We start from the raw sequence: 13521 nt of genomic DNA on the forward strand, positions 1-13521 counted from the left end.
TTTTCCAACGTTAAGTTGAGAGGTCTCATTTTAGTAGAAAGTAGGTTAGTTGTTATGATCAATCTAAGCAAAGCATTCAGGTTTAACATCAACTAATACTTGATTCAAAAACGTAAAAAATAGAAATATCAATTATAGGACTTACTTATGTTTCATTACAATATACAGCATCCAAAGAGTTGGGTATGCTTTGATATCTCACAGATAAAAAGGCAAATCTAGCTAGTTCCGTTCGTATTATCTCTTCTTCCAAAGAAATACCCTTAGATAACTTAATATCTTATTTTCCTCTTTTATTAAGAACTACCCTTTTATACAAAAAGAAAGGACCTAACTGATTCGTTAGGTCTTTTCTTATCATTATCATCGTTAGATTAACGAAGTAATTGAAGTACACCTTGAGGTTGTTGGTTAGCTTGGGCAAGCATTGCTTGAGCTGCTTGAGTCAAGATGTTGTTTTTCGTGAAGTCCATCATTTCTTTCGCCATATCAACGTCACGGATACGGGATTCTGCTGCTGTCAAGTTCTCAGCAGTTGCCCCCAGATTGTTGATCGTGTGCTCTAGACGGTTTTGGTTTGCACCTAGTTTAGAGCGCTCTTCCGATACTTTGTTAAGAGCGCTGTTGATGGTTGTGATTGCTTTGTCCGCAGCTTTTTGAGTGGAGATGTTAACACCTCTTGTGTCATCAACATTTGTAGTTGCCGCTTTGGAAATAGTTGTTTCTGTTAATTTAGCTGCAGCATCACTTCCCTTTTTACCAGTGGCAAGTTTCGATTCAACACCTACTCCTTTTAAAGTTCCTAAAACGTCATCAAGTTTTGCTGTTGTATCTGTACCATTAGTAGATGCTAATGTTACAGTCACTTTTCCAGTCTTGGAATCTACCGCAGCGGATGTACTGGAGCCTTTTGCTCCAATTACAAATTCAACTTTAAAATCATCGTCGCCACTTCTGTTAGTAAACGTGATATCACCCGCAGTTGTTTCTTTAGCCAAACCGTTTACACCAAGCTTCTCATTGCTCATATCATTAATGCTTAATTTAATATTTTGTCCTTGGTTAGAACCGATATGGAACGTTTTGTTATCGAAAGAACCATCCAATACTTTTTGGTTGTTGAACTCTGTGTCTGTAGAAATACGTTTGATTTCTTTAGACAATTCATCAACCTCTGCTTGAAGCTTTTGACGGTCTACGCCTTCGTTTGTGTCAGAAGATGCTTGAACAGCTAATTCACGCATACGTTGTAGAATGCTGTGCGTTTCAGTCAAAGCACCCTCAGCTGTTTGGATCAAAGAGATACCATCTTGGGCATTTTTAGAAGCCATTTCTAGACCGCGGATTTGTCCACGCATTTTTTCAGAGATTGCTAGACCAGCTGCGTCATCACCTGCACGGTTGATGCGAAGACCAGAAGATAATTTCTCCAGGTTTTTACCAGATGCGCCAGTGTTTACACCTAGTTGACGGTGTGTGTTTAATGCTGATACGTTGTGATTGATTCTCATGATTCTTACCTCCGTGTTTTTTTACTTCTTGAACCATCCATTCGCTCAAGATTATGTAGTGTTACATTATTCTGAAATAGGATCGTTTCAAGATGCCAGTCAACCAAATTTTGGACAGTACAAGCCTATCTGAGCATCATTTGCTCAAAAAATATCCATGATTTAGGTGACTATTATTAATATCGGTTATATCACAAAAAACTTTATGGTTTATTGTGATATTTTTTTATTATCTAAACATTAGACTAACTCAGCTTACGTTAAATATATTGAAAGACACGTGCAGAAAAAGAAGAGGTTGAATTTATTTTTTGAATCTGTTAAACAGCAATGTTGATAATTCATCAATAAGAAAAAGGACCCGTTTTTGGGCCCTTCTTTTGGTTTCTTATTTAACTAAAGATTCCCGTTACTTCAATAACGAAATTACCATTTTGTTTATTCAATATCCTTAAAGACTTCGGTGTGTAACAACCTATGTTAAAATGACCGTTTTTGGCGATATTGTCTGTTTTGTTTCACCACTGTCAAATCATCCATTTCGGGATTATTGGGACCATCTTTGCTCTTCTTTCGTTATTATTATAACTTTACTTTTAGCGTGTTGCTTATATCTTGGTTAAGAAACAAACGAAGCCCAAATCAATAAGGTTGTCTCTCAACGATAAAAAACACAGCCTCTTGAATGAATTTGTGCACATTAATTGCCGTTTGTTCAGAAAAATAAAATGGGAGTTGGCATTCTCTTTATGTTTATAGGTGCTTTCACTTAGGTTTCTAAGGTTTTGTTGGCTGAGCGGAAAGGCCGATTATATCTCTGGAACCAAATAATAGCAATGTAATTAAAATAATTATTAATATTAATTCCGAGAAACCCTCTCCATCAAAAATACACATTATGAATTCACCCTTTTCCTTTCTAAAAAAACTCATCAATTATCCATTTTCTTATTAAGTACCTGAATAATCTCATCTACGGTCATATTTCCATTATCGTTAAGAATTTTCAGCATGTTATCTACATTTTTATTATTCAAATCGCCTAATGTAATGTACTTTCCCGTTAAACTGACAATCATCGTAGCTTGTCTAAACAATTGAACAGCATCTACTCTTAACTTACCAGTTAAAAGAAGAATAGCCACAATGAGTTCTAAATTATTATTATGGCAATGTGATTTTGATGAATTATCGGTTGACTGTTTCTTTTTTGCATCACTTGATGAATTACCGGTTGACTGTTTCTTTTTTGCATCACTTGATGAATTACCAGTTGACGGTTTCTTTTTTGTATCACTTGATGAATTTTGTGCTAACATATTATTTTTTTGAAAGGAATCCATTTATTCTTCCTCCCACCAAACATAGTAATTGCTCATACATATCGGTGTGAGGTGAGACTGTAAACTACAATTCCGCAAGTTTCACCTTTTAGTACAAAACAAATCCAGTGTACACACTGACTTTTTCATATAACAATCATATTCAAAGAACTGATTTATTGTGCTAGGTAAAAATTTTTATTGCGTTAAACTGTTTTCTGTATGGGGGTTTAGACAGCCTACTATTCCTGGCTCTATAAGCTAATATCCAGTTTAGCTTTGGGCAACCACAACGAGAAAGTAATAAACTTAGTGGCTCAATCGTTATTCCACCAAGGAAGTTTTTCTCAAGCCAAATGGTTGTTCGACATGTTAGAGATTTTCCTTGTAGTATTCAAGTTCATTCAGGATTTTTAAATGCAGAAATTAAGGTTAGAGGATATCGTGATGTAAAATTTCCAGCTAGTATTACAGTAAGGGTAAGAAGATGCGAGGATTACAGTGAGGAATCTACAATATGATGTAGATACTGGCTATGTATTACAGGAAATATCGTACCCATTTCCAAATATTTTGTCCAGTCAGGGTGAAAACTGCCAATCATTTTGTCAACATACATAGTTAACTTTGCCATCTCTAGTACTAGTGAGAGTCCAATAAGCCCTAAAGAAGTAATAATTAATCCTGTTATTTTCATATGTACCTCCAATTGGCTGTTGTTAGACACTAAAAATGGCTTGTGGTACTAGTCATGGTTGAAACTTAATCTAGGTCAATCATATCGTCAATGAGATAATGATCCTTATTTTTGACAAGATTGAATTGTACCTTTATTGCACTTTTTTGTATCTCTTTAAAGTTAAAGGAGTCATATCCAAAACCTGTGAACAAAACACTTGTATTTGTTTCATTCTTCTTTTGGATATTTACTTTTAGACCTTCCAGAATCCCTTGCAGACTTGATGAAAAACCTTCTGTCTCAATGCATTCATAAGTACCATCGTCCCCCTTTTTAAAGTAAAAGGCAAAGATTTCTTCTGCTTTAGAGGAGGTATAGTATTTTTTTAATGTTGAAATGATAACTTCTTTCGAGTTGCCATCAATAAACCGTTTTGAGCTTGTAAGTGATACAAATTCTCCTGTCCATGATTGCAATTTATCAAACCAAATTAATTTAGGTATGTCTCCTTTGCTGGTTAGGACTTCATCATTCAACACAACAGGAGCAGACTTTTCTAATAGAGAAGCTATGAAAGTTATGTTCTCTTTTGTTAGTAAATCATTTCTTTTGGCAAGTACACTGCTACTTGTTGCTTCAGCTTTGATTGGAGAACAAGCTGAAAATGAAGTGATAGCTAGAATGGAAATCAATAAGGAAAGGGAAACTTTTTTCATCACCAAACTCTCCATTCTGTATTCATTTTTTGAAATAAGAACCAATTTCTTATAAAGGATTAGAAATTTCGTTACTTACAATAAGATAATCACTTGAGATCTTTGGATTTAGAATTAAGAGGGTATCGTGATAATACAATTCGGGATGGGATAAATACGAGAAGAACAATCAGTAAGGTTTATGGAAGAGGAGCTTTTCACTTTTGGTACTTAATTGTTTTTTAGTGGATGTATTTCTATATGTATTCCTTATAATATTAGAGAGTATAACAATTCGAAAGAAAAAATCTATGTTTTAGGGGCAATAACTTAATTGTACATGTTCTAACCGTTCTACATTAATTATCAGCGATGCTAATCCGCTCAAATGGCAAGTATAGTTCCTGTTAATGAGATTATAATTAACTCTTCCATCAAGTCTCTTTTTATCCATTCATTATAAACTACTCGTATAAATCAAGTATAGAATTAATCCTAAAATATTCAGTGAAACACCACCAATAAAGGATTTATTAAATGCCCCCTTTACATATTCATAAAAAGTAAACAAAAGAGAAATAAAGTAAACTATTATAAACAAATAAAGAAGTAATCCCCACTGTAACCAGTAGACATTGCTTATACCAAAGGATAAATCTGCTACTATCATTAGTATAAAGCCTATAATTGCTATTAAAGATAATACAAATGAAGGATTACACTTTTTCATATAACAGCTCTCCTTTTGGAAACCTTCCCCCCTAGGAGGGAAGGTTTCTAACATATTAATTGGATATATTAAATGTCCAATTTGGATACATTCCAAACAGATATTTGAATCCTTGATTTTCATGCTGAAACAATGTCTTATAAGGTCCACTGCCGTTCATTTTATAATAAAATTCATGATGAGGAGCCTTATCATGAGATCCATAAATCGTGAACTTCCCACCATTTTCACTATTCAGTGTAGCTGTATAGTTGTAATCAATTGATGGTGAAATTGCTGAATTATAGGGAATCGCAGCAGAATGATATACAATAAATTTTGCAGATGTTTCTGTTTTTTCTTGTTCAGACATATATATGCCAGAGCTACTTGCAACACGAGTATCTTTTAAAGATTTGTTTGAATCATAGAATTTTGAAGTTCCGATTGACTTACTAAGGTTTAATGATCTTGAAGGAAAAATGTATTGTGACTCAGTACGAGTACGATAAGCATAACTCGTTGGATTGAATCCTCGTCCATCTCCTCCAAAATATTTAATTTCTTTATCTGTGTATGGAAAGTAAGGATTGTCGGCAAACTGGTCTTTAATAAAAGTTTGATATAATAGAGAAAAGGAGTGGGCAGGGTCAACATCTTTGGTAGTAATAGTTTTATTGCTATTTAATGCATCAGTATTGGGGTTAAATATTTTTATTATTGAGTAATTGTCAAAAAATAGTTCTTGCTCTTCTTCGTGAGTTAGCTCCCGATTTAGTCTCTGTTTTGCCTCTTTTTTTATTTTCTCCTTTCGACTATCGTCAATTTCAATTTTCCCAATAAATTCATATGTCCCTCCTGTAAGCTTATTTAAATTTTTCTCACTGTATTCGCTCTCATCAAGTGTTTTTCCTTTCACATTGTCTTTATAGACTTCATATTGCTTAATATTCGGTATATCTTCCCAGTCGAATTTAATATAATTATTTTTATAGATGGTTGTAACTCGTAAAGAATCTAGCGCTTCCGAAGAATCTAGTCCTAATTTATTGGCTTTAGCTTTAGTGTATGTTTCTATCTTAGCTTTATCTAACACTTGGTTTTGTTCATCCAATGCAACAATAGTATATTCCATTGGAGTATCAGCCTCTAATTTTTCATGTGTATATACTTGGTCTTTACCAGCATATATTTTCTCTCCATGGGAGTAAATCTCGTAAGAAATTGGCGCTACCATTCCAAACAAGTTTCACACTATCATTGAAACTTGAAACTTCCACAACATCTAAGTCAAGATGGGTATGACCCTCAGAATTACTTGCTTTTGATACATTTTGAGCTCCAAAGATTAAAGAAAAGGTAAGAGCTATTAAGAGTAATTTACTTTTAAACATCATTTTTACCTCCATATCTTATTAATCATCCGTTAAATTTTTGGACATCCCTGTAATTAATATTTCATAAATAACACTCCAGATCATGCTTGCTTAGATATAGCTGAAAAACGGCTATTTATATACCCAGAAGGTTTCCTTACAACCTATTCTAGTCTCGACATTTACTTTATTTATCTTTGTCCAGTTGTTGACTCAGATGCAACACTGTTGGACTTAAAAATGAGCCTTCTATACGATATAGTTCCACTAATTTTTGCTGAAGGTCTTCAAAGGACTTCAATAAATCATTTTCTGACAGCAAATTAATGCTTTCTCCTCCTTCGATTGAATGTTATAATTTTTCTGAATAACATTTTTTGTTATTCATGACGGGGCGTTCCGATGGTGTACAAACTAACGGGAACGTCCCTTTTAGTTGATAAGAAATATAATTTGAAGATGATACCTCCTTTCTTCTTCATGTTCAATATTTTACCATATGTACTATAAATACCCTCTTGATACTGAATATGTAGAACGCACTTAAAATTCGACAAAAAATACATTTTTGTTCATAAAAAAAGAACGCTGGATTAACAGCGCCCTTGAAGAAGAAATAATTGATTTAATATCCCGGATCAACTACATACGGAGTACTTTTTAATGCGATGACATTTAGAGTGTCTTCTGTTTTGTTTAAAGGCAATGAATCCGCAACAACAATTAATGATAAGAATAATACCGTCACCGTTAGCATCTTTTTCATTCCACATTCCTCCTTTAATTACAATTTATGTTCGTAATATTATTATACACCTCATCTAATTGTTTTATATATTCCAAATCAAACGACATTGACTTTTTGGTAAAATGCGAGAAAACGTCTTTCATGCATATTAACATTTCTTGATATGCGCTCACCTTCCCAAAAGAACTTAAACTCAACAGATAGCATTCTTTTCCTTGTTCAGGAAATCCAGTTTCCATCATAAAATTTCCTTTGTATTGATAAAATATCCCCATAGATATGAACTGAAATGGTGTTTGAGGATTGCTAATTATACATTCCTGTTCTAGGGTCAGCAATTCTGCAATGGAGTTCATGTCTCTCGTTTGAAAATATACATCAAATAATTCATTCGCCACATGTATTTTAAGTTCCTTACTCACCTCATCTAGACACTCTTTTAACATTGGAATAGCTACATCATGCTCTTTCTTTTTAGCTTTTACAATGCCACGTGTGATTTTGGTGGCATCTGGAACGAAATTGTATTCGAAATTTTCGAAAACATCTAAACGATGTTCAACTTCATCATATTTCCCTAATAATAAAAGAGAGTTAATCATTGCTAAATAGGCTCTTGCCTTTAATTCATTGCTGGATTTGTCTTCATTAAGACCTGCTTCAGCCAGTTCGATGCTTTCATGGTATTTCTTAATAGCAAATGCTTGTAGCGCCATACGGAAATAAAAAATTGCTTTTTCTTCTTCAGTCAAGAATCTTTTATAATGTATAATTTCTTGACCAAGTGAAAAACTATCCTCCATCTTTTTTAAATCTTTTCTTTCAATAAGATATTTTTGTAACAAACCCTTTACTATATATTTTGGCTCCCCACGCACTCTAGCGTACTCAATAATAACGCTATATAGCTTTAATTTGACCTCATTCCTTATTGTATTACCTGCAAGATCATACAATCGTTCTAATGATGTATATGTATCTTCTTGGGGATTTTCAAGAATTTTTTTTGCTAATTTAGCTATTAAAAACAAATTTCTCATTTCTATTGCTTCGGATAAAAGGCTATCCAAAAATTCAATTCTGTGCTCAACATCAATATAGCGCTCTATGATTTTTCATAAGGAATAGCCAAAACATCGGCTTTAAAGTTCTTAATTCTGGACGCTTTGTTTCATCGTTTTCAATCTTCGATAAAACCCCTTTGCTAATCCCAGTCACTCTGGATACTTCTGACAAACTGATGCTCAGTTCGGTTCTTTTTTCTTTTATCAGTTCCCCCAATGTTGTGAAAGTTAGACTTACACTCATGTTAATCCCCTTCCATAATTTATAAATAATTGCATTTATTCCTTTATTAACCTTAACTTAATCCTAACTTTATTGTATTTTTTTGTAAATAACAATAAAAAATATTGGATTAAATAATTTTTTTATTGTTTAAAACAAGAATGGCGGTCTTCAAATTTTAAATTCAAAACCTAATAAATTCATTCCTATTCGTTGGAAAAGGGGTTAGTCAATCTATGCTCATACTGTACACGACTCTACGTTGAAAGGAACTGCTACCATGTCCAGTAATCAAGTTTTAGAAGTGAAAATTGAGAACCTACACAGAGAACTCAACTCTTTCAAAGAAGAAACAAAAGAAGATATTCAAGATATTAATCTAAGCATCAAACAAAGCGAAAAGCACTTTAATGACCACTATTGTGACCATGACTGAAAACATTACCAAACTAACTACTATTGCTGATCAGCAACGTGAAGAAATGCGTCAACAACGTGAGGAAATCAGGTTAATTCGAGAATCCAAAGAAAAACAAAATGCTGAGATAAAAAATTTCTTCAAGGTACAACTAAGCGCTTTTAATCCTATTTGTGGTTTTAAAATAAAGTTTGATAATTCAAAACAAAGGCTGATCATTTATAAAAAAGTTTGATAAGAAATCCTGTGAGCTAGAATTTCTTATTTCACTTACGGGCAAGAGAGGTTAGCGTAAGAAGGATTTAGTGTAGATATTGTAGAATATTTCAATTAATCTGTTAATAATTCAAATCTATCTTGTAACGTTATTAAAAATAGAAGAATTAAACAAACATTTTTAGGGGGATTTTTTTATGTTCCAAACCTTAGACCATTTTTTAAAATCTTGGGAGTTCGAAGCTGCTGCTACACAGAAACTACTGCGTAATCTAACTGATGAATCACTTAAACAGGAAATAACTTTACAAAATTGGACTTTAGGACGTATTGCTTGGCATACCGTTGCTGCCATTCGCATTATTACTTCAAATACAAACCTAACGTTTGATGCCCCAGCCGAAGATTATCCCGTTCCTACTAAGGCTCAGTTTATAGCAGAAAGTTATCATCAAGCTAGTAATGCATTTGTACAGGCATTAAAAAAAGAATGGACTGACCATACACTACAAGAACGTATCGAATTTATAGGTCAACAGATGCCAAATGGTTCACTATTAATGTTTTTGATTCAACATCAAAGCCACCATCGAGGACAAATGACGGTTCTTATGCGACAGGCAGGATTAACTGTTCCAGGAATTTATGGTCCTTCGAAAGAGGAATGGGCAATGTTTGGTATGGAAGCCCCACAAATGTAGTTCAACAAAACCCATCCTAATGGTCAAACTTCTTGTATTACATTTCAATCCGATATTGTAGAATCAATTTTGTTCAATCTTTTTTCGAAATTGATTCTTTTTGTTGCTGTCTTTTATTAAACTAACGGGCTCGTTAGTGGAATAAGGAGCATTAAATTAATCAAACTTTTTTATAAAAAACAGTTCTGAAAAGTAAAAGAGAGCCATCGTTTTGATCAATCTTTGTTCAAAATAATGGCTTTTTATATGCAGTGAAATTAAGGGTTTAGAGTAATTTTTAATCAAACTTTATTCTAAACCAACACTATTCAGTATGATTCTGTTGGGAGCTTTGGCTTCTCTTGGAATTAGTACTCAAGTGGTTGATATCTTTAAATAAATGATTAGGAGAGAAATCCATCTGAGTGATTTTTTAACCCCGTATTAAGTGACTTCCCCGCATGGGAGACGATCTGATCCTTTCATTTCACCTCTGCATAGATTGTCTGGTACAATAAAGAAAAAATAAGGAGGTTCTTCATGAAACGTCTACCACTCGCACTATTATTGGGCTTCACTCTTGTCGTAACAGGGTGTGGGACAAAAACAGCTCCAGCTACTGATCAGCAACAAAATAACGCTACTTCTGGTCAAACCACCCCTATAGACAAAAAGGATGAAACTACTAAGCAGCCTAGTAAACAATATGATAAGGCTCCTGAGATGAAGATTGATCCCAACAAAAATTATGAAGCCGTTGTGGAAACGAACAAAGGCTCATTTACCATCCAATTGTTTGCCAAAGACGCTCCTAAAACCGTCAACAACTTTGTTTTTCTCGCAAACGATCATTTTTACGATGGGATAAAATTTCACCGCATCATCCAGAGCTTCATGATTCAGACTGGTGATCCAAAGGGAGATGGCACAGGTGGCCCTGGTTACTCCTTTGGAGATGAATTAAAAAATGGTCACTCGTATGATAAAGGTGTTGTAGCCATGGCTAATGCGGGGCCAAATACCAATGGTAGCCAGTTCTTCGTTGGTTCTGGAGATGATGTAAAGAATTTGGAGGCTCAACCAAACTATACGATATTTGGTAAAATAACAGCAGGTATGGATACGATCGATAAAATTGCTGCTACACCTGTCAAAGCAAATGCATTTGGTGAAAATAGTACGCCATCCGAAACAATCACTATTCAAAAGATTACCGTTACAGAAAAATAAACGTATAAAAACCAAAAGCTCTTGGAATGCCTCTTGGCATAACCCAAGGGCTTTTTTGTATATATTGCTACCAAAATATACAGAGACCAGTCCATCTCTTCCACTTTATTTCATACGTTTCCCATGGGAATTAGAGGTATGATAGCCAATCTTCGGGTTCATTCTTGACAGAATGAACCATTTATTATCTTCTCGCCCTGTCCATTTTCCTCTTTTTCCAATTATGTTCGACCTTGTATTCTACATCGTTAGCCCGTACCTATACAAAATCTCCTTCACCCTCCATCCCTTGTCCTATTGCAATTTATCGGCCCACACTACTAAAAACCTCCCTCTTTCTCTCTCCGTGTTCCTGATTCCTACAAAAGAAAATTTCTTTCATTGATATATCCTTATGCTGTTTTTGAGTGCATCTTCCCTTACATCCGTTTCCAATATCCTACTATTGTCCTAGGCTTTGCCCTATGACTAGAATGATTGAAGACAAAAGACTCAACGGCATAAATTGAGGACAAAAAATAAAAGGGCGTTTACCTCTACGTCCTTTTCTATTACATGAAAAAATTGCCAAATTTGACGTGTGGTGAACTAGGCTTGTTCCCATCCGAACTTTAAAGGAGGCATTCTCTTGCAATCAATAAGGACATTACCTTTGATACGTATGGCTTTACACATTAGCCTTTTAGCAGGCGTTAGTTCGATCGCCTTTTTCTTTACACCAGCTGGTGTAGCTGCTCCTGCTATTCAACCCGTGTCTGCAAGCAAAACAGATAAACAGCCTGCTACCTCTGCTTTTGCTCCCCAACAAAGTCCAGCGAATTTGGAATCTGTAGAAGAGCTACCAGAAGAAGGTAGTCGGAAAAATATTCAGAAAGCCCAAGATAAGCTGAAAATGGTGGGACTTTATGAGGGACAGATTGATGGTCGTTCAAGTGAACAATTAGGACAAGCTGTAGCCGCTTTTCAACGTTTGAAAGGTCTCCCGGCAACTGGGCTACTTAATGAAGAAACCTTTTCCCGGTTACAAAAAAGTACTTCTATTTCCGCGGAAATAGACATGCTGGAACGTCTAGTTTATGCGGAAAGTCGTGGTGAGCCTTATAAAGGAAAGGTTGCTGTAGCAGCGGTTGTATTAAATCGCGTAAAATCTGAGCAGTTTCCTGATACTATCAAGGGCGTCATTTTTGCACGTAATGCATTTAGTGTTATCCAAAATGGACGGTTATCTACTGCTAAAAACAAAGAAACCAAATTAGCTGTACGTGATGCTTTATTTGGGGATGATCCTTCTCGTGGAGCGCTGTATTTTTACAATCCAGACATCTCTACCTCTCGTTGGATTTTTAGCCGGACAACTACCGTCGTGATTGATAACCACGTGTTTGCTGTCTAGAAAATACGATCTGCATGTGGCTTCATACGATTTTATTTTTCTTTTATTTTACCTTTATTTTCAATTTATTTTTATTTGCTATAGTAAGCTCTAATCAGTCGTTTCAAATTTGAGTAGGGTTCTGAAGACCCATTCTTCAGAGTACTCATCACATATTCGATTATTCGGGTGAGAGCGAATCAATCGATTTGTGAGTATTCCTTCTCAAAACCCCCATATTCTCTGCACCCATTCCATGACGGATGAGTGCTTTTTTTTTACTATTTTGCTCACGCTTTTTCTTTTTTCTTGTTACAATAAAGTGTTAGTAAGATAAATTGAAGCAGGAGTCAAGCATAGAGGAGGCAGAACATGCGTTTATACAGCCAGTTTACCTTAGCCGAACTGCAAGTAGAAATGGAAACACTCCGTAAACAAATTGATGAGAAAAAAAGACAAAATGATCAGGTAAGCGTTGGCATTCTTGAACAAAAATTTTTCATGGCAAAATCTTATTACGTGGGTACCCAAGAATTCCGTATCGGGAAATGCTATAAGGTACATGGACAACAAGAGCCCTTTATCATCGAGTATTTTAATGGTGTCTTTGCATGGGGAACCTTTCAACATCACAGAGAGGCAGAAGCTGTTGGTTTTCCAATCGGTATGCTAGAAGAATAAATGTAAGCAGAAAGTGAGACAATCATCATGGACATAACCAGTTTACTTCTATTGTTATTGCTAGGATTGGCGATTGTTGGTAGTAATAATGCCGTAGCGATTGCGGTTTCCTTCTTATTGTTTGTACGTTTATTACAATTAGAGCGTGTTTTTCCGTTTTTAGAACAAAACGGTTTGCATATTGGAATCATTATTTTAACGATTGGCGTCATGACCCCGCTTGCTAGTGGAAAAATTACACCGCAAATGATTTGGAGTACATTTACGCACTGGCAGTCGTTATTAGCTGTCGTGGTAGGAATTTTTGTTGCTTACTTAGGAGGCAGGGGTGCAGGCCTCATGACAGCGAATCCTGTCATTGTAACAGGTTTATTAGTGGGAACGATTATTGGAGTATCACTGTTTAAAGGGGTTCCGGTGGGCCCATTAATCGCTGCAGGTATCGTTTCGATGTTATTTCAGGTTTTACCAAAATAAGTAATAAAATAAACAAGCTTCCGCCCATACAGGTGTGAAGCTTGTTTTTTACTATTAATACGTTGCATGTTCTTTTTGTTAACGGGAGAGGCTAATATGTACCTGTAAAAGAAAGGATAT

The 13521-nt window shown here is 35.0% G+C and carries 17 protein-coding genes; 7 read left to right on the forward strand and 10 right to left on the reverse strand.

Translation table 11 applies throughout. The features are described from left to right. Positions 1 to 374: 374 nt before the first annotated feature. The 10 genes from BrL25_RS00545 to BrL25_RS25370 form a co-directional block, all read right to left on the reverse strand. The gene (locus BrL25_RS00545) at positions 375 to 1511 is read right to left on the reverse strand and encodes a flagellin N-terminal helical domain-containing protein (RefSeq protein WP_018670467.1); all 1137 of its coding nucleotides are present in this window, start codon (positions 1509 to 1511) and stop codon (positions 375 to 377) included. Between the two features lie 932 nt (positions 1512 to 2443). Beyond that, the gene (locus BrL25_RS00550) at positions 2444 to 2854 is read right to left on the reverse strand and encodes a hypothetical protein (RefSeq protein WP_018670466.1); all 411 of its coding nucleotides are present in this window, start codon (positions 2852 to 2854) and stop codon (positions 2444 to 2446) included. A gap of 475 nt (positions 2855 to 3329) precedes the next feature. Then, positions 3330 to 3530, reverse strand: coding sequence for a hypothetical protein (locus BrL25_RS24585; protein WP_018670465.1), 201 nt, complete (start codon positions 3528 to 3530; stop codon positions 3330 to 3332). Positions 3531 to 3595: 65 nt separating this feature from the next. Further along, a complete protein-coding gene (locus BrL25_RS00560) occupies positions 3596 to 4228 on the reverse strand; it encodes a hypothetical protein (protein WP_018670464.1) in 633 nt (210 codons plus the stop codon). A gap of 436 nt (positions 4229 to 4664) precedes the next feature. Next, positions 4665 to 4937 carry a hypothetical protein gene (locus BrL25_RS00565; protein ID WP_018670463.1) on the reverse strand — a complete coding sequence of 91 codons (273 nt, stop codon included), beginning with the start codon at positions 4935 to 4937 and terminating at the stop codon, positions 4665 to 4667. 55 nt (positions 4938 to 4992) lie between these two features. Next, positions 4993 to 6153, reverse strand: a complete 1161-nt coding sequence (locus BrL25_RS00570) for a DUF3238 domain-containing protein (protein WP_236847618.1) — start codon at positions 6151 to 6153, stop codon at positions 4993 to 4995. A 326-nt stretch (positions 6154 to 6479) separates the two neighbouring features. Next, the gene (locus tag BrL25_RS00575) at positions 6480 to 6614 is read right to left on the reverse strand and encodes a Spo0E family sporulation regulatory protein-aspartic acid phosphatase (protein WP_018670461.1); all 135 of its coding nucleotides are present in this window, start codon (positions 6612 to 6614) and stop codon (positions 6480 to 6482) included. A 303-nt stretch (positions 6615 to 6917) separates the two neighbouring features. Further along, positions 6918 to 7058: a hypothetical protein gene (locus BrL25_RS25000; protein ID WP_018670460.1), complete on the reverse strand. Its 141-nt coding sequence runs from the start codon at positions 7056 to 7058 to the stop codon at positions 6918 to 6920. Between the two features lie 14 nt (positions 7059 to 7072). Further along, positions 7073 to 8110 carry a tetratricopeptide repeat protein gene (locus BrL25_RS00580; RefSeq protein WP_236847615.1) on the reverse strand — a complete coding sequence of 346 codons (1038 nt, stop codon included), beginning with the start codon at positions 8108 to 8110 and terminating at the stop codon, positions 7073 to 7075. A gap of 22 nt (positions 8111 to 8132) precedes the next feature. After that, positions 8133 to 8348 carry a helix-turn-helix domain-containing protein gene (locus tag BrL25_RS25370; protein WP_236847614.1) on the reverse strand — a complete coding sequence of 72 codons (216 nt, stop codon included), beginning with the start codon at positions 8346 to 8348 and terminating at the stop codon, positions 8133 to 8135. Positions 8349 to 8607: 259 nt separating this feature from the next. On the opposite strand from BrL25_RS25370, the gene BrL25_RS25375 reads away from it, so the two are divergent. The 7 genes from BrL25_RS25375 to BrL25_RS00610 all read left to right on the forward strand — a co-directional run bounded on the left by BrL25_RS25375 (position 8608) and on the right by BrL25_RS00610 (position 13401). After that, positions 8608 to 8763 (forward strand): hypothetical protein, encoded by a 156-nt coding sequence (locus tag BrL25_RS25375; protein ID WP_236847613.1) that lies wholly within the window; start codon positions 8608 to 8610, stop codon positions 8761 to 8763. Further along, positions 8738 to 8980, forward strand: coding sequence for a hypothetical protein (locus tag BrL25_RS25380; protein ID WP_018670459.1), 243 nt, complete (start codon positions 8738 to 8740; stop codon positions 8978 to 8980). The genes BrL25_RS25375 and BrL25_RS25380 overlap by 26 nt, the downstream gene beginning before the upstream one ends. A gap of 178 nt (positions 8981 to 9158) precedes the next feature. Then, on the forward strand, positions 9159 to 9662 hold the full coding sequence (locus BrL25_RS00590; RefSeq protein WP_018670458.1) for a DinB family protein: 504 nt from the start codon (positions 9159 to 9161) through the stop codon (positions 9660 to 9662). Between the two features lie 519 nt (positions 9663 to 10181). Then, the gene (locus tag BrL25_RS00595) at positions 10182 to 10871 is read left to right on the forward strand and encodes a peptidylprolyl isomerase (protein WP_018670457.1); all 690 of its coding nucleotides are present in this window, start codon (positions 10182 to 10184) and stop codon (positions 10869 to 10871) included. A 628-nt stretch (positions 10872 to 11499) separates the two neighbouring features. Beyond that, positions 11500 to 12264, forward strand: a complete 765-nt coding sequence (locus BrL25_RS00600; protein ID WP_018670456.1) for a cell wall hydrolase — start codon at positions 11500 to 11502, stop codon at positions 12262 to 12264. A gap of 351 nt (positions 12265 to 12615) precedes the next feature. Continuing rightward, positions 12616 to 12924: a DUF1811 family protein gene (locus tag BrL25_RS00605; protein WP_018670455.1), complete on the forward strand. Its 309-nt coding sequence runs from the start codon at positions 12616 to 12618 to the stop codon at positions 12922 to 12924. Between the two features lie 27 nt (positions 12925 to 12951). Beyond that, on the forward strand, positions 12952 to 13401 hold the full coding sequence (locus BrL25_RS00610) for a DUF441 domain-containing protein (RefSeq protein ID WP_018670454.1): 450 nt from the start codon (positions 12952 to 12954) through the stop codon (positions 13399 to 13401). Positions 13402 to 13521 lie beyond the last annotated feature (120 nt).

Origin of the sequence: Brevibacillus laterosporus DSM 25, assembly GCF_002706795.1 — a bacterium.
Lineage (GTDB): Bacteria > Bacillota > Bacilli > Brevibacillales > Brevibacillaceae > Brevibacillus_B > Brevibacillus_B laterosporus.